Annotated in this window: 10 protein-coding genes; 7 read left to right on the top strand and 3 right to left on the bottom strand. The window is 70.1% G+C overall.

Going from position 1 to position 16,894, the window contains the following annotated elements; translation table 11 throughout:
- Positions 1 to 37: 37 nt before the first annotated feature.
- Positions 38 to 514 (top strand): GNAT family N-acetyltransferase, encoded by a 477-nt coding sequence (locus NOCYR_RS27905; protein ID WP_014349961.1) that lies wholly within the window; start codon positions 38 to 40, stop codon positions 512 to 514.
- Between the two features lie 126 nt (positions 515 to 640).
- Here the strand turns inward: NOCYR_RS27905 and pip are convergent, their stop codons facing one another.
- A complete protein-coding gene (gene pip, locus NOCYR_RS08570; protein WP_014349960.1) occupies positions 641 to 1,615 on the bottom strand; it encodes a prolyl aminopeptidase in 975 nt (324 codons plus the stop codon).
- A gap of 119 nt (positions 1,616 to 1,734) precedes the next feature.
- Here pip and NOCYR_RS08565 point away from each other — a divergent pair, with 119 nt between their 5' ends.
- From NOCYR_RS08565 to NOCYR_RS08540, 6 genes are all read left to right on the top strand, one after another.
- Entirely contained in the window at positions 1,735 to 2,133 is a 399-nt protein-coding gene (locus tag NOCYR_RS08565) for a TOBE domain-containing protein (protein WP_014349959.1), read from the top strand.
- 3 nt (positions 2,134 to 2,136) lie between these two features.
- Positions 2,137 to 2,907 carry a molybdate ABC transporter substrate-binding protein gene (gene modA, locus NOCYR_RS08560; RefSeq protein ID WP_014349958.1) on the top strand — a complete coding sequence of 257 codons (771 nt, stop codon included), beginning with the start codon at positions 2,137 to 2,139 and terminating at the stop codon, positions 2,905 to 2,907.
- Positions 2,904 to 3,716: a molybdate ABC transporter permease subunit gene (gene modB / locus NOCYR_RS08555; protein ID WP_014349957.1), complete on the top strand. Its 813-nt coding sequence runs from the start codon at positions 2,904 to 2,906 to the stop codon at positions 3,714 to 3,716. Before modA ends, modB begins: the two co-directional genes overlap by 4 nt.
- On the top strand, positions 3,713 to 4,762 hold the full coding sequence (locus NOCYR_RS08550) for an ABC transporter ATP-binding protein (RefSeq protein WP_014349956.1): 1,050 nt from the start codon (positions 3,713 to 3,715) through the stop codon (positions 4,760 to 4,762). The genes modB and NOCYR_RS08550 overlap by 4 nt, the downstream gene beginning before the upstream one ends.
- Before the next feature lie 74 nt (positions 4,763 to 4,836).
- Positions 4,837 to 5,430, top strand: a complete 594-nt coding sequence (locus tag NOCYR_RS08545) for a dihydrofolate reductase family protein (protein WP_014349955.1) — start codon at positions 4,837 to 4,839, stop codon at positions 5,428 to 5,430.
- Positions 5,431 to 5,623: 193 nt separating this feature from the next.
- Entirely contained in the window at positions 5,624 to 6,853 is a 1,230-nt protein-coding gene (locus NOCYR_RS08540) for a molybdopterin-binding protein (protein ID WP_148280570.1), read from the top strand.
- A 6-nt stretch (positions 6,854 to 6,859) separates the two neighbouring features.
- On the opposite strand, the gene NOCYR_RS08535 is transcribed toward NOCYR_RS08540, so the two are convergent.
- Both NOCYR_RS08535 and NOCYR_RS29675 read right to left on the bottom strand, forming a co-directional pair.
- On the bottom strand, positions 6,860 to 14,071 hold the full coding sequence (locus tag NOCYR_RS08535; protein WP_014349953.1) for an amino acid adenylation domain-containing protein: 7,212 nt from the start codon (positions 14,069 to 14,071) through the stop codon (positions 6,860 to 6,862).
- A gap of 171 nt (positions 14,072 to 14,242) precedes the next feature.
- On the bottom strand, positions 14,243 to 16,717 hold the full coding sequence (locus tag NOCYR_RS29675; protein WP_081505570.1) for an FAD-dependent monooxygenase: 2,475 nt from the start codon (positions 16,715 to 16,717) through the stop codon (positions 14,243 to 14,245).
- Between the last annotated feature and the right edge of the window lie 177 nt (positions 16,718 to 16,894).

Raw genomic sequence — 16,894 nt, 5'->3', positions numbered from 1 at the left:
CCTTGCGGGTGAGTCCGTTCCGGCGCACGATCGGACGATGATCGTGCGCCGGTTGCCTGCTGCCGAATGGGAAACCGCACGCGCTGTCCGGCTGGACGCGCTCGCGGGGTCGCCACCCGGCACCTTCAGTACGACCGTCGCCGAGGCATCGACCTGGAACGAGCAACGCTGGCGAGAATGGGCCGCGCCACGGGCCTTGTTCGTGGCCGAGAACGGCGCGGGTCCCCTCGGCTCCGCTGCCGGCCTGCTCGAGGACGGGTCGGCGGAGTTGGTGTCGATGTGGGTGAATCCGGTCGCTCGGGGCAGCGGGGTGTCCGATCGGCTGGTCCATGCGGTGATCGATTGGGCTCGCGACGGCAGTCATCCGGACCTTGGCCTGTGGGTCATGGACGGTAACCACCATGCGGAAGACCTGTACCGGCGCAACGGGTTTCGACGTACCGGCCGATCGCAGCCCTGCTCGCCGGACGACCCGCGGCTGGAGAACGAGATGGTGCTCGGGTTGGCGCCCTAGCGGAGCGCTGGCCAGCGTCGATGGATGCTCCCGCCATCGAAACGATCTCCGCCCAGTGGAATCGCGTGCAGGGCTGTAGTTGCGGGAACCCCTGAGACGGGCGTGCCCCGTCGGCGCGGGAACCGATTACCGCCCAAATCGTGCAACCGCCGACGCCACGGCTTCGCCCATCGCCGGGCTGCCGGTATGCCCGGATTCGTCGATGACCCGGAGTTCGGCATCCGGCCAGGCTTTGGCCAGCTCCCAGGCAGTGCGCAGTGGGGCGCTCAGGTCCCGTTTTCCGTGGATGAGGACACCGGGGATGCCCGCGAGGCGGTGGGCGTCGCGCAGGAGTTGACCGTCGGGCAGCCAGGCGGCATGGGCGAAATAGTGGGCGCAGATCCGGGTGAAGGTGAGCATGGCGGCTTCGGACTTCGCGCTGTATTGGCCGGGTGAGCCAGTGGTTTCGTGCGCGATGACGGCGTCTTCCCAAGCACACCAGCGGCGTGCGGCATCGAGACGGACCTGGGGGTCGGGGTGGTCGAACAGCCGGCTGTAGGCGGCGACCAGATCACCGTCGCGATCGGCGGCGGGGACACCGTCGCGGAACCGTTCCCATGCCTCGGGCAGCAATAGCCCGACGCCCCGATAGAGCCAGTTGACCTCCTCGCGCCGCGTCATCCAGACACCCACCAGCACCATCGCGATAACCCGCTCCGGATACCGCTGGGCGTAAGCGAGGCTCAACGTGGATCCCCACGATCCGCCGAACAGCATCCATCGGTCGATCCCCAGATGCGTGCGCAACCGCTCCATGTCCTCGATCAGATGCTCGGTGGTATTCACCGCCAGACTCACCCGCGGGTCGGCCGCGTTCGGCAGGCTCTGCCCGCAGCCACGCTGGTCGAAGCGCACGATCCGATAAATCTCCGGGTCGAAAGCACTACGCCGACTGCCGCCACTGCCCGCGCCGGGCCCGCCGTGCACGACCACCACCGGTTTTCCGTGCGGGTTCCCGCTGGTCGCCCAGTAGATCCGATTGCCGTCGCCGACGTCGAGCAGCCCCGACGCGTACGGCTCGAGCAGGGGAAAGGACTGAACCTGAGTCGGCCGGGAATCCACGCATCGGACGCTAACACGGTATTTCCGGCGCCTCACCCGCCCGCATCGGTCGCGGGCAGGTTCGATAACGATCAGGGCCGCCGCTTGATTTCCGCAGATGCGGTAATAAGCTGCACTTCGTGTCGAATTTGCGGATCAGTGAGGCGGCGGCGCTGCTGGGTGTCAGCGATGACACCGTGCGTCGATGGGTGGACCAGGGGCGCTTGCCGTCGATTCAGCTCGACAACGGGCGCAAGGGCATCAGCGGGCGCGATCTGGCCGAATTCCTGCGCGCCACCGCCGAGGCGCCCGAGGCCGGCACCACCGTCGCCGCGTCGGCCCGCAACCGCATGCGCGGCATCGTCACGCGCATCGTCAAGGACACCGTGATGGCACAGGTGGAGATGCAAGCGGGCCCGTTCCGGCTGGTGTCGCTGGTCAGCCGGGAATCGGTGGACGAGCTCGGCCTCGAGGTGGGCAGCGTGGCCGTCGCCTCGGTGAAATCCACTCATGTCGTCGTCGAGATCCCGGAGAGCTGAGACATGCCTCGTTATCGTTCGACCGCCGCACTGCTGGCGGGCATGTTCGCGCTCGCGGGGTGCGGTGCGGACGGGTCCGCTCGCTCCGAGGACGAAATCGGCGGCAAGGTCATCGTTTTCGCCGCCGCCTCGCTCACCGAGACCTTCACCGCGCTCGGCGAACAGTTCGAGGCCGCCCACCCCGGCGTGGATGTGGTGTTCAGCTTCGGCGCCAGTTCCGAACTCGCCGAGCAGATCCGGCAGGGCGCGCCCGCCGACGTGTTCGCCTCGGCCGCACCGAAGAACATGCAGCAGGTCGTCGATTCCGGCGATGTGACCGCCACGCCCGCGACCTTCGTCCGCAATCGGCTCGAAATCGCCGTTCCCGCAGGCAATCCCGGTGCAATCGCCGGTCTCGCCGACTTCGGCCGCGACGACCCCGTCATCGCGCTGTGTGCCGAACAGGTGCCGTGCGGCGCGGCGGCGGCGAAGGTCTTCGCCGCCGCCCAGATCACCCCGAAACCCGATACCAGGGAACCTGATGTGAAGGCCGTGCTGAGCAAGGTGACGCTCGGTGAGGTCGATGCCGCGCTGGTGTATCGCACCGATGTGCGGGCGGCCGGCGACAAGGTCCAGGGCATCGAGTTCCCCGAGTCGGCGGGCGCGGTCAACGAGTATCCGATCGCGCCGGTGGCGCAGGCGCCGAACGCGGCGAGCGCCGCGGCCTTCGTCGACTTCATCGGCTCGCAACCGGCGCGCGCGGTATTCGCCGAGGCGGGATTCGAGACACCATGACCGGGCTCGTCGCACGACGGGTGCGGCGACGGCGGCCACTGATCTTGCTGGTGCCCGCCGTGATCGGACTGCTGTTCCTGGTGGTTCCGCTGGTGGGTCTGGTGGTGCGGGCGCCGTGGCGGACGCTGCCGGATCGGCTGTTCAGCGCGGAAATCGCGGAGGCCCTGCGGCTTTCGCTGGTGTGCGCGAGCCTGGCGACGGTGATCTGCCTGCTGCTCGGCATCCCGCTGGCCTGGCTGCTGGCACGCGCCGAACTGCCCGGACGCGGTCTCGTGCGGGCGCTGGTGACGGTGCCGCTGGTGTTGCCGCCGGTGGTGGGTGGTGTGGCATTGCTGCTGGTGTTCGGGCGGCGCGGGCTGATCGGACAGTACCTGCACGAGTGGTTCGGGGTGTCGCTGCCGTTCACGACGGCCGGGGTGGTGGTCGCGGAGGCGTTCGTGGCGATGCCGTTCCTGGTGATCTCCGTCGAAGGGGCGTTGCGCGCGGCCGACCCCCGCTATGAGGAGGCCGCGGCCACCCTCGGTGCCTCCCCCTGGCTGATCTTCCGCCGGGTGACGCTGCCGTCAGTGCTGCCCGGCGTGGTCGCGGGCGCGGTGCTGTGCTGGGCGCGCGCGCTCGGCGAATTCGGCGCCACCATCACCTTCGCCGGCAACTTCCCCGGCGAGACCACCACCATGCCGCTAGCGGTCTACCTGGCCCTGCAAACCGACCCCGACGCCGCCATCGTGCTGAGCCTGGTGCTGCTGGCGGTCTCGGTCGGGGTGCTGGCGGCGTTGCGTGAGCGGTGGATCCGGGGCGGCATCGGATGACGCTCAACACGGAAATCCGGATTGCGCGGGAGAACTTCGCGCTCGAGCTGGTGCTGACGGTGCAACCCGGTGAAGTGGTTGCGTTGCTGGGGCCGAACGGTGCAGGCAAGACGACGGCGCTGCGGGCGCTGGCCGGACTCACGCCGCTCAACGGCGGGCAGATCCAGCTCGACGATCAGCTCTGGGATGCGCCGCCGGATACGTTCGTCCCGGCCGAACATCGCCAGGTCGGCGTGGTGTTCCAGGACTATCTGCTGTTCGCGCAACTGACCGCACTCGACAATGTGGCCTTCGGGCTGCGGGCGCGCGGAATGCGGCGGGCGCCGGCCCGGGAGCGCGCCGCGGGATGGCTCGAGCGAGTGGGGCTGGGTGAGCATCGGCAGGCGAAACCGCGCCGGCTGTCCGGTGGTCAGGCGCAGCGGGTGGCGCTGGCCCGGGCCTTGGCCACCGAACCCCGGCTACTGCTGCTGGACGAGCCGCTGGCCGCGCTCGATGCGAGCACCAGGATCCGGGTGCGCAGCGATCTGGCCCACCATCTCGGCGACTATCCGGGGCATACGGTGCTGGTCACGCACGATCCGCTCGACGCCATGGTGCTCGCGGACCGGCTGGTCATCATGGAGGACGGCGCCGTCGTCCAAGAGGGTGCGCCCGCAGAGGTGGCCCGCCGCCCGCGCTCGGATTACGTCGCCCACCTCGTCGGCCTCAATCTCTTCCGGGGCACCGCGCGCGGCACGACCGTCGAACTCGACCGCGGCGGTGCACTGACCATCGCCGAACCCTCGTCGGGCGCGGTGCATCTGGCCTTCGCGCCCAGCGCCGTCAGCCTGCATCCCGAACGACCGGCGGGCAGTCCGCGCAATACCTGGCCGGTGACCGTTGCGGGTGTCGAAAAGCATGCGCACACCGTGCGGGTCCGGCTCGACGGCACTCCCCCGGCGCTGGCCGACGTCACCCCGGCCACCGTCGCCGAGCTGCGCCTGCGCCCCGGCACCGAGCTGTGGGCCGCCCTCAAGGCCACCGAAATCCACACCTATCCGGCATAGGTTCGCCCGGCGAGCGATGAGTTTCCCGGGCACGGCGGGTCGTCACTCCAAGGAACCCGACGAGAGGAACGCCCGTGGACACCGCCGATAACACCGCCACCAGAGCATTGCCGGACACCACGCCGCAGACCGCACGGGGAAAGGTGCTCTGGCACTTCAGCATGTCGCTCGACGGATTCGTCGCGGGACCGAACCATTCCATGGACTGGCTGCGCGGCACCTCCCGTCCCGGCCTCGCCGCGGAGTACGTGGAGACCACCGGCGCCGTGCTGGGCGGCCGCGCCGGCTGGGACGCCTACCCCGATCCCACCGCGATCTACGGCGGCGCGTGGCAGGGGCCGGTGTTCGTGCTGACCCACCACCCCGAAGACGCCACACCCGCCGCGGGCGTGACCTTCCTGAATTGCGATGTGGCCGAAGCCGTCCGGATCGGGCTCGAAGCGGCGGCGGGTAAGAACCTGGAGGTCTTCTCCCCCACGATCGGCCGCCAGCTGCTCGAACGCGGACTGATCGACGAGATCGACCTGCACATCGCGCCGGTGCTGCTCGGAGACGGAATCCGGCTGTTCGACAACCCCGGGGGCACGCCCATCCCGGTCGCGCTCGCCAACGGCGACGACCCGGACGCCGAGGTCAACCTGCGCTACTACCCCATCCGAGAGAACTGACCCGCACAGCCGCACAGCCGCACAGCCGCACAGCCGCACAGCCGCACAGCCGCACAGCGCAGAGTGTGAGCACAGTGTCATTGCGGGGCAACTGCGGGGAAAATGCGGGGAAATCGGGGGCGGCGAGGATGGCTCGCATGATGTGGGTGAGCTCGGGTCCGTGGCCGTCCGCTGCGCGCAGGGGCGGCGGGCGATGAGCGCGCCGACCGCCGGCGCGAGGGCGGAGGTCGCGTCGGCCGGCTGCACTGGCCAGGCCCGCACGGTGGACGAGGCGCGGGCGCTGTTGCGGGCCCGGTTGCGGCCGATCGCGAGCGTCGAGCGTCCGCCGGCGCAGGTGCCGGGCGCGACGCTGGCCGAACCGCTCATCACCACCACCGCCCTGCCCCGGGTCGATACCGCCGCCATGGACGGTTACGCCGTCTGCGGCGCCGGTCCGTGGGTGCTGCGCGACGACACTCGAGTAGCGGGCACGCACGGCGGCAGGCCGCTCGAATACGGACAGGCGGTGCGGATCGCGACGGGCGCACCCACTCCCGCCGGCAGCACCGCCGTCGTCCGCGACGAGTTCATCCGCACCAGCATGCTGTCCGGCGACACACTGCTGGCGCGCGACCCCGACGCACCCGCGCGCGACGACACCCGGCGCCGCGGTGAGAACTGGCATCCGGGCACCGAGCTGGCCACCGCGGGCACGCGGGTCTCGGCCGCCGTCATCTCCGCGGCTCTGAGCGCCGAGGTGCACTCGGTCGCCGTCCGTGGGCCGTTGCGGGCGGATGTGCTGATCACCGGGTCGGAGATCCGCGCCGAGGGTCCGCTGACGCCCGGCCAGACCCGCGATTCGATCGGCCCGGTGCTGCCCGGCTATCTGCGGGCCTGCGATATCGAGACCACGCACGTCTGGCGGCTCGATGACTGCCGGGACCTGCTGCGCTCCTGGTTCGCGCTGCGCTCGGAGGCCGATCTCGTGGTGGTGATCGGCGCCACCGGCCGCGGCGCCGCCGACCACCTGCGCGCCCTGCTCACCGAACTGCGCGCCGAGATCCTGATCGACGGCCTCGCCATCCGCCCGGGCGGTTCGCAATTGGTCGCACTGCTGCCCGACGGCCGCGTCCTGCTGGCGCTGCCCGGCAACCCGTTCGCCGCCATCGCCGCCCTGCTGATCACCGCACCGGCCATCGTCGACGCCCGCACCGCCCGCATCCCGGCCGAACCGCTACGCGGCCGCATCGCCGATTCCGCAGGCACACACGAGACCTCGACCCGCGTCGTCCCGGTCTGCCAGCAGCCCGGCGGGGTATGGCAGGCCACCGGCCCGGTGCATACCCCGCACCTGGCCGGCCTCATTACCGCGCAGGCGCTGGCGCTACTCCCGCCCCGCTCGGGGCGAGGGACACTGGTCGAGCTCGTGCCACTGCCGGGCTGACCTCCCTCACACGTCGAGCATCCCCTCGCTGAACTCACGGTCCAGGTCCGGATCGGCTGCCGACACCGCGGCATCCAACTGCATACCGACCTCGGCCACGTGCGGTTCGGTCATCATGTGCAGGTGGTCGCCCGGTACCGCGACCACCTCGAACCGGCGGCCCGCGTACTGCTCCCAGCCGTTGTTCTCGCTGTCGAACATGGTGCCGATGGTCTGGTGGGCGATGTCGAAACCGCGCGGGATGCCGTCGGTGGCGCGTAGCAGCGTGATGTCGCGGTCGAACACCGACAGCTGGTAGGTGATCAGCGCCGTGTAGTTGGCGTGGAACACCTCGTACAGCCGCCGAATCGACTGTGCCGGGCTGCCTTCGGGCAGGATGCCGGAGCGGATCGCCTCGGCGAGTATGGCGTCGAACAGTTCCGCGGAATCGTGCACGTCGGGTTCGAACTCGCCGAGCGCGGTCTCGTTGCCGCGGGCGTACCAGAGCAGTTCGAGGAAGAACCAGCGGATCAGTTTCTCCTCGGGGATGGGGTCGCGGGATTGCTGCCGCAGCGCCATCGTGTCGAGCAGGGTCACGCTGGCCACTTCGTGTTCGGGCAGCCTGCGTCCCATTTCCAGCGCGACGTAGCCACCGAAGGACCAGCCCGCCAGATGGTAGGGCCCCGCCGGGTGCACGCGGCGGATGGCGGCGATATAGGAGTCGGCCATCGCGGCGACCGAATCCAGCGGCGTGCTGCCGGTGTCGGCGCCGGCGGCCTGCAATCCGTACACCGGACGGTCCGGGTCCAGATACTTGGCTACCGCCAGGTAGCACAGCACATTGCCGCCGATCGGATGCACCAGGAACAGCGGCGGTTTGGTGCCCTCGGGCTGGATCGGCACCAGCGGGTCGAAGCTGGGCCGGGTGTCGCCGGCGCGGATCAGCTCGGCCAGCCCGGCAGCGGTGGGCGCGGCGACGAACGCGCTCATCGGCAGCTCGACGCCCCAGCGCCGCGACAATCCCATCACCACGCGCATGGCGCCGATGGAGGTACCGCCCATGGCGTAGAAGTCGTCGTCGGGACCCATGGACGGCAGCCCGGCGTATTCGGCGAGCAGCTCCATGGCCGAACGCTCGATATCGTCGACCGGCTCCCGATGCTGGTGCACCGGTTCGGTTCCGGCGGCGACCGGCAGCGCGAGCAGGGCGCGGTCGTCGCGTTTGCCACTGGGCGTGCGCGGCATCGACTCCACCCACTGGAACCGCGACGGCACCATGTGAGCGGGCAGTACCGACCGCAGCTCGGCCCGCAACGCGGTGAGATCGGTGGTCTCGGCGTCGCCGACCAGGAACGCCACCAGCGCCCCGTCGATCCCGCCGAATCCGCGCGCCACCACCGCGGCCTCGCTGATGCCGGGGAACTGCTCGACCAGGCCGAGGATGGTGAGCTCGACCTCGGCCGGTTCCACCCGGTAGCCGCGGATCTTGACCTGGCTGTCGCTGCGGCCGAGGCAGACGATATCGCCCGAAGGCAACCGAACGCCGAGATCGCCGGTGCGGTAACGGATCCCACCACCGGGAGCGGCGACGAAGCGTTGCGCGGTCAAGCCCGGCATGGCTTCGTAGCCGCGGGCCAGCGTGCTCCCCGCGATGTAGAGCTCACCGATCACACCGTCGGGAACCACCCGCAACTGCCGGTCCAGCAGTTCGGCGGTATCGCCGTCGACGGCGCGGCCGATCGGCGGCAACACCGGGAACGCGCTCTCCGGACCGGTCAGGGTGTAGGTGGTCGCGACATGGGTTTCGGTGGGGCCGTACTGGTTCTCCAGCAGCAGCCCGGGCACGGCCGCGCACAGGGCGCGGATCTCGTCGGTGATGCGCAACTGCTCACCCGAAGACGCCAGCACCTTCAACCCGGTCGGGTAGATCTGGCGCACCGACGCCGCCTCGGCGAACGCCTGCAACGCCACATACGGCAGGAACACCCGCTCGATCTGCTCCTCGGCCACGGTGCCGAGCAGGTCGTCCATATCGGCGCGCAGGTCGCGTTCGCTCACCCGCAGCGTCGAACCCGCCGCCAGCGTGGTGAAGATTTCCTGGAACGCCACATCGAAGCTCAGCGGCGCCGCTTGCAGGGTGCTGGCCAGGCCGGTGCCGGAGGCGGCGCGCAGCTGCCAGTCGACCAGCGCGGTCAGCCCGCGATGCGGCATCGCCACACCCTTGGGCTCGCCGGTGGAGCCGGAGGTGAACAGTACGTACGCGGTGGTCTCCGGATGCACCGGCGCCAAACGCGGCGCCGCGAGGTCGGACGGGCCGGACGGGGCGGTGAGTGCGGCGCTGTCGAGCACCAGGGCGGGATCGTCGACCAGGTCGAGGTGGTCGGCGTCGACCACTACCCGGTGCGGTCGGGCTCGCTCGATCATCAGGTTCAGCCGTGCCCGCGGGTAGCGCACGTCCAGCGGGACGCTCGCCGCGCCGATCCGGGCCACGGCCAGCACCAACGCCACCAGCTCCGGGGTGCTGCGACCGATGATGGCGACCTTCGACCCGGTGCGCACGCCGTGCGCGAGCAACCGGGCCGCGATGACGTCGCTGCGGGTCAGCAGCTCGTCATAGGTCCAGGCGTAGTCGTCGGCCGCCACCGCGATCTCACCCGGCCGCACGGCCGCGACCTGGGCCACCAGCGAACCGACATCGCGCCCGGACACCCATGCGGCACCCGGATCGATCGGCGCGTCCGGGTTGTCCACCAGCGCGGTCAGCATCCGCAGTTCGGTGAGCGCGACCGTTTCGCACTGCTCGGCGCCGACCGCGCCGTCGGCGTCCACGCGCAACCACATGCGGCCGTCACGGGGATCGGTGGCGGCGGTGACCAGCAGCTGGAAGTTGGTCTCCTCACGAATGTCGATGTCGTCGAGCACCACCCGATCCGCGCCGAGAATGGCTTGGAACTGGTGGTAGTTGACGTAGTTGAACGCCGTCTCGAACACTGGGCCGCCGTGATCGGCGATGATCGCGCGCAGCGGGTAGCGCCGGTGCGGGTAGGCGGCGCGGTCGCGGCGCACCACCTGATCGACGGCGTCACGCCAGGTCGCCACGGTGGGGTCGAGACGCATCGGCAGCGTGTTGAGGAACAGCCCGGCCAGGGTTTCCGCACCCGCGCGGTCGGGCCGGCCGTGGCTGATGACGCCGGTGGTCACGTCGGCGCGGCCGGACAGCAACCGCAATGCGAGCAGGTGCGCGGCCAGGTACACGGCCTTCTCCGGGACCTGATGGCGTGCGGCGAAATCGGTGATCCGAGCACTCAACCGCTGTGGGACCAACGCCCGCGCCTGTGCAGGTCGCGCATTGTGCGGCTGATGCGCTGCCAAGGCGGTCAGGGCCGTCGCCTCGGCGCCGGCGAGGGCTTCGCGCCAGTACGACCGCGACGAATCGCGCTGTGTCGCGGACAGTTCCGCTTGGGCGTACTCGGCCAGCGCGGCCGCCGGGTGCGCGGAGTCATCGATACCGGTGTCCAGGACACCCAATGCATGCAGGTAGTCGCGCAGCAGCTCGAGCACCGACGTCGCCACGCTCCAGCCGTCGAGAATGGCGTGGTGGAAGCTGAGCACCAGATCCACCGCGGCGGTGCCGTCGGCCGATTCCGCCGAGCGCAGGAAGATTCGCAGCGCGTGCAGCGGCGCCTGATCGATCGCGTAGGCCGCGTGCCTGCGTTCCTGGATGTAGGCTTCGACCCGGCGCTCGGCCTCGGATTCCGCGAGCTCGGTCAGGTCGACGATCTCGTAGTCGGCGGTGATCTCCGGGTGCACGATCTGCAACGGCACCGAGAACTTCGTCAGCTCGAACGACGACCGCAACGCCGGCTGACGCCGCAGCAGCCGATCGAAGGCGGTGCGGAACTGCCGCTCCTGCCACGGAATCCGCAGCCGGTACCGGAACACATCCTTGTAGGTCACCGAATCGGCGCGTTCCAGGCTGTGGAACAGCATGCCCAGCTGCAAGGCGGTCGCCGGGAAGGCGTCTTCGGCGCGGTGCAGCGCGGCGTGATCGACCAGCGGGACCGTGGCCAGCCGGGCGGTGATCGGCTCCGGCGCGAGTTCACCGCTGTCGGCGATCACCTCGGCCAGTTCGGCGATGGTCGGACGCTGATAGAAGGTGTCGACATCGAAGCGGATGCCCGCGCGTTCGGCGGCGGTGCGCACCGACAGCGCGAGGATCGAATCGCCGCCGTGGGTGAAGAAGTTGTCGTGCACACCGATCGCGTCGACGCCGAGCACCGCCGACCACACCCGCACCAGCGTGGCCTCGACGTCGTTGCGCGGCTCACCGGAAGCGGCGGACTCCTCGGGCGGCTGCTGCTCGGCGGCCGCCTGGGCGAGCGCGCGGCGATCCAGTTTGCCGTTGCGGGTGACCGGAATCCGCTCCACCCGCACCAGCCGGCTGGGCACCATGTACTTGGGCAACCGGGCGCCGAGTTCGGTGGCCAGCCGGTCGACGGCGGGCTCGGTCTCCGAATCGCCGACGTAATAACCGACCAGATGCACGCCGTGGTTGGCGGACTTCTCGTCCACGACGGCCGCCGCGCGCACACCCGCGCAGTCGAGCATCGCGTTCTGCACCTCGCCCAGGGTGACGCGGTTACCGCGCACCTTCACCTGGTCGTCGAAGCGGCCCAGGTACTCGATCTGGCCGTCGGGCAGCCAGCGCACCAGGTCGCCGGTGCGGTAGCGGCGCCGGCCGGTCACGGTGCGGTCGGGCACGAACGCGGCGGCGGTGAGGTCGTCGCGGCCGCGGTAGCCGCGCGCCACACCGACACCGGCGATATTCAGCTCACCGGGCACACCCGGTGGCAGCCTGCGGCCGTGCTCGTCGAGCACCAGCAGATCGATGTTCTCGATCGGCCGGCCGATCGGCACCACTTCCAGGTGCTCGTCCTCGGGGCAGTCGAAGTAGGAGACGTCGACGGTCGCCTCGGTCGGCCCGTACAGATTCACCAGCTGCGGCGCCTGCACGCCCGCGGCGGCGAAGACGGCCTGGAAGCGGCGCACCAGCGCGGGCGGCAGCGCCTCACCGCTGCAGAACACCCGTCGCAGCGAGACGATCCGCGCGACGGCGGCCGGGTCGCTGTCGAGTTCGTCGACGAAGGCCGCCAGCATCGACGGCACGAAATGCAGCACCGTCACCGCGTCCTGCTCGATGGCGGCGATGATGCGGCGCGGATCGCGCTCCCCGCCGACCTCGAGCAGGGCCACCCGGGCGCCGGTGATGGACCACCAGAACAACTCCCACACCGACACATCGAAGGTGGCGGGCGTCTTCTGCAGGATGACGTCGTCGGCGCCGAGTGGGTAGCGCCGCTGCATCCAGATCAACCGGTTGACCACCGAGCGATGCTCGATCATCACGCCCTTGGGCTTGCCGGTCGAACCGGAGGTGTAGATGAGGTAGGCGAGATCGGCCGGATGCGATCGGTTCTCGACGTTGACCGCGTGCAGCTCGCCTGGCTCGACGCGGATCACACCCAGCCGGTCGAACACCGCCTGATGTTCGGGCCCGGCCACCACGAAACGCGCGCCGCAGTCGGCCAGCACGGTCTCGATGCGGGTGGCCGGGAACTCCGGATCCAGCGGCACATACGCGCAGCCGGCGCGCAGGATGCCGTACATCGCCACCAGCATCTGCGGCGAGCGCGGCAACACCACCGGCACGCACTCGTTGCCCGTTGCCCCGAGTTCGAGCAGCCGATCGGCGAAAACGTCGGCCCGCTCGGCCAATTCGGCATAGCCGAGCCGCTCGCCGTCGGCGGCGATGATCGCGGTGCGGGCCGGGTTGGCCGCGGCCTGTTCGGCGAAGAGCCGGTCCAGGGTGGTGTAGGGGAACGGCGCGCGCGGCCCGGCTTCGAACTCCGCCACCCGCTGCGCTGCCGCCGCCGACACCAGCGGCAGCGCCGACACCGGCTGCTCCGAATCGGTGAGCGCGGCCTCGATCATGGTGGCGACGCTGTCGATGGCGCTGCCGATCGGGTAGGTCTGGTCGAAGACATCCAAGTCGTAGATCAGCTGCACGCTCAGTGACCCGTCGCGCTGATGTTCGATCGCGACGATATTGAGCGCCTGCAAGCAGGAACCGGCGTTGGGCAGCCGCAGCCGCTCCATGATCTGGTCGAGGTGATCGGAGGCAGGCAACCGCATGTACGAGTAGGACACGTCGAACAGCGGTGGCGCGGAGGGATCTTCGGCCAGCGCGCGCATGAGGTCGCCGTAAGCGAAGCGCTGATGCTTCTTCAACGCCTTGATCTGCGCGGCCACATCCGAGGCCACCTCGGCGAGCGTGCGCCCATCACCGACCCGCACCCGCACCGGCAGCATGTTGGTGACGTGCCCGCCCGCTGCCAGCGCCACCGGGGTGTCGCGGTTGAGCATCGGCACACCGAGCATCACCTCGTCGGTGCGGTGCACCGCGCACAGGTAGGCGCCCAGCGCGGCGGCGGTGTAGGCGAACGGCGACGTGCCGGAGCCACGCAACCGGTCCAGGTATGCCTTGTCCAGCCGCACCACCCGATGCCCGCGCGCGGCCGTCGGAGCCGAAGTGCGGGTGAACAGGGCCGGAACCGCGTCGCCGACGTGCGCGAGCAGCGCCTCACGATCGGCGTTCCAGTCCGCGGAGAACCGGTACTGCTGCTCGGCGGTGAGCAACTCGTGATAGGACGGCAGCGGATCCGGTTCGGCGCCGCCGGGAGCGAGGAAATCGTGGATCAGATGCGCCAGCAGCATGTTCAGCGCCCAGCCGTCGGCGTTGGCGTGCGCCACCCGGATGAAGATGTGGAAATCGGCCGGATCGTCGACCAGCACCGCCACCGCCAGATTCGACGGCCCCTCGATGGGCTGAGCCGAGGCCCGGCGAATCCAGTCCGCGCAGGCCAGCGCAGGATCCGGCTCCGCGGTGAAATCGACGTGCTCGAGCTCCGGTTCGACCTCGGAGACCCACTGCCGGAACTCGCCGTCGACGAGTTCGAACCGCAGCCGCAGCGCGTCGTTGCGGCGCACCGCGCGATGCAGCACCTCCCGCATCCGCGCCACATCCAGCGGCCGGTCCACATCACCCTTGACGGCCAACTGGGACACCGGTTCCGGCGCGAACCGGAAGGCGGCGGACAGTACGTCACGCTGGTAGGCGGTGACCGGCCAGCGGGGTAGGCCGGGCTCCTCCGCGTCCGCCGGTGTCGTCTCGGAATTCACGGTTGCTCCTCGTACGGCCAGGTTCGGACCCACTGCCGGCGTCGGCGGGTCACGGCGCTGTGATCACGCGGGGACGCACGGGCAGTCGTCCGTATCGATCGAAGGTTGTGGCGATGACGGCCCGGGGGCTGCCGGGCCGCCATGCGGTTGTGGGGCGGTGAACGATCTGTCTCAGATCGCTGACAGCAGCGCCCGGATGCTCTCGTCGGCGAGCAGTTCGGCCCGTTCGGTCGACACCGCGGGTTCCACGTAGCCGACGTTGAACGACAACTGGCCGTGGGTGGCATTGGCGGTCGCCATGATGAAACCGCTCACCGACATGCCGGAGACGAACTGCGCCTCCGACAGCCGCCAGGCACCGATCTTGTCCGGGACGTCGTACTGTCCCAGGTAGGTCATGCACAGGTGGCCGGGACCGCGGCTGTCCATCAGCTTCACCGTCGAAGCGCTGGCCGCCACGGACTTCGGGCCGACCGCCTGCAGCAGATTCAGCGCCGACATGTGGTCCCGGCGCGCCATCCGCTCGCGGTAGGCGCCGTCGATCTCCGCGGCGAGCTGCCACAGCGACGCCCACGGCGCGTAGTTCGCCATGGTGGCGATCATGCCCTGGTAGGAACCGACTTCGGCGTCGGAGACCACACCGTCGAGGTGCGAGCGGAAGTTCACCGAGCTGCCCACCGTGTACGGCGCCGCGCCCGTGGTGCCTGCCTCGCGGGCCGCGCCCACCAGCAACGCCGCCGACAGCACCGACTGCAAGCTCACGCCGCGGGACTCGCAGCCGGCCAGCAGCGCGTCGAGCCGATCGCCGTCGAGGGTGCGGTGCACCACGCGGCTGCGCCGCTGCGCGGGCGGCACCAGGGTGGTCGGTTCCAGCCGGCGCGGCTTGCGCAGCATCGCCAGCTGATCGCGCAACTGGGCAACAATCATCTTGCGAGTTCCGCTGCCGCCCCGGTACTTCGCCGGGAACAGCTGCTCCGGACCGGGCCGCACCGGCGCGGCCGGCAGGCGGCTCGCCTCACCGGCGGCGACCTGGAGGATCTGCTTGGCAACCGTCATCGCGGACTCGCCGTCGGCGATCGCGTAGTGCAGCGTGACCACCAGGTCGGCGCTCTGGCCGGCCGGGTCGGTGATCAGCACCGCGCGGCCCAGCGGGCCCTGCTGCCAGTCGAACGGCTCACGCAGCTCGACCTCGTCCGTCTCGGACAGCCAGGCATCGGGGTCGGCCGATTCCACCACGCGCAGCGGCAGCGGACGATCGGTCGGCACGAACTTCGGTTCGGTGCCATCCGGATTCGCCGCGATCGCCACCCGCAGCAGCGGATGTCGGCGCTGCACTTCGTCGAGACCCCCGCGGATCTGCTCGGCAGTGACGGTACCGTGCACCCGCACCCGCGACAGGATGTGCAGCGGCGCCAGCTGATCGGCGATCCAGTGCCAGCGCTCCATCGGCGAGAGCGCGCGCGGCAGCTCGACGCTCGGTCCGCCCAGCTCCGGGAAGCCCATGGGCTTGGCCAGGTTGTTCAGGAAGAAACCCTCCGGCGCGCGGCGGAAGTAGGCATCGCGCACGGCGACGGCCTTGTCGCTGTCGGTCTGCTCGACCTTGGCCAGCTGCGCCGAACCGTTGACGAACATGGCGCTGCGGTCGGCGCGCAACTGCTCGTAGCGACGCAGCCCGGCCACCGGATCCAGCGAGTTGGCCAGGGTGTGCGCGAGCACCACGGCGTCTTCGATGGCCGAGTTCGCGCCCTGTCCCAGACTGGGCAGCATCGGATGCGCGGCATCGCCGAGCAGGGTGACCCGGCCGCGGCCGAGTTCGGCCAGCGGCGGACGGTCCTGCGCGGGCACGGCCAGCACCTGCGACCATTCGGTCTGCTCGATGCAGGCGCGCACCTCCGGCGCCCAGTCGGCGTACAGGCGCAGCAGGTCGTCCTTGGTGCCCTGCCAGTCGGCGGCCTCGGCGCCCGGCATGGTCATCGTGCCCCACCAGTACACCCGGCCGTGGCCGATGTCGTGGATGCCGAAACGCATTCCGGTGCCCCAGTAATGGGCCGACGCACCGCGCGGCACGCGGGGATGCTCGAACGGGATACAGGCCAGCCAGCACACGAAATTGCCCGGTCGCGGCTCGGACCGGCCGTGCAGCTGGGCGCGCACCATGGAGTGGATGCCGTCGGCGCCGACCAGCAGATCACCCTCGGCCACCCGGCCGTCGGCGAACTCGACCCGCACGCGCTCACCGTCATCGATGAAGCGGGTGGCCTGGGCACCGGTGAAGGTGGGGGTGTCGCCGATCGCGCGCACCAGCGCGGTATGCAGATCGGCGCGATGCAGCGCCACCGCGGGCGCGCCGAGCCGGGCGTCGAGCTTGTAGACCGGCAGCTCCCGGATCAGGGTGCCATCCGGCTTGCGGAACTGGAAGGTCTCCACGCGTCCGCCACGCTCGAGCAGTTCGGTGTCGATACCGAGATCGAGGCTGCGCAGTGCGTTGATTCCGTTGGCCTGTACCGAAAGACCGAATCCCTGGGCCCGCAGCTCGGGGCCCGCCTCGTAGAGCTCGACCCCGAACCCGGCATGTCGCAATGCGGCGGCAGTGGTGAGTCCGCCGATCCCCGCCCCTAGTACAACTACCTTGATCGGACTGCTCATCGAACCTGCACTCTCATAGACCACTAGGCAGCACAGCGCGGAGTCATCCCTCGAAACCGCTGGTGAGCAGCATTACTCGCCGATCGTCACCCCCGACAGCGCTGACCGGGAACCCAACACCCTTCCCCGATCAGACAGGCCGGACGGGACGCCTGTGCCTGACCGGTCCGAAGCGTA

This window comes from Nocardia cyriacigeorgica GUH-2, assembly GCF_000284035.1.
In the GTDB taxonomy this organism is placed as follows: Bacteria; Actinomycetota; Actinomycetes; order Mycobacteriales; family Mycobacteriaceae; genus Nocardia; species Nocardia cyriacigeorgica_B.
Note: the sequence above shows the minus strand (reverse complement) of the source record. Positions and strands in the feature narration are given on the sequence as shown.

Excerpts from the sequence above, each read along its gene's own strand:
- NOCYR_RS27905 (WP_014349961.1), top strand. The coding sequence starts at position 38 with ATGATCGTGCGCCGGTTGCCTGCTGCCGAATGGGAAACCGCACGCGCT.
- modA (WP_014349958.1), top strand. The coding sequence starts at position 2,137 with ATGCCTCGTTATCGTTCGACCGCCGCACTGCTGGCGGGCATGTTCGCG.
- modB (WP_014349957.1), top strand. The coding sequence starts at position 2,904 with ATGACCGGGCTCGTCGCACGACGGGTGCGGCGACGGCGGCCACTGATC.
- NOCYR_RS08550 (WP_014349956.1), top strand. The coding sequence starts at position 3,713 with ATGACGCTCAACACGGAAATCCGGATTGCGCGGGAGAACTTCGCGCTC.
- NOCYR_RS08540 (WP_148280570.1), top strand. The coding sequence starts at position 5,624 with ATGAGCGCGCCGACCGCCGGCGCGAGGGCGGAGGTCGCGTCGGCCGGC.
- NOCYR_RS29675 (WP_081505570.1), bottom strand. The coding sequence starts at position 16,717 with ATGAGCAGTCCGATCAAGGTAGTTGTACTAGGGGCGGGGATCGGCGGA.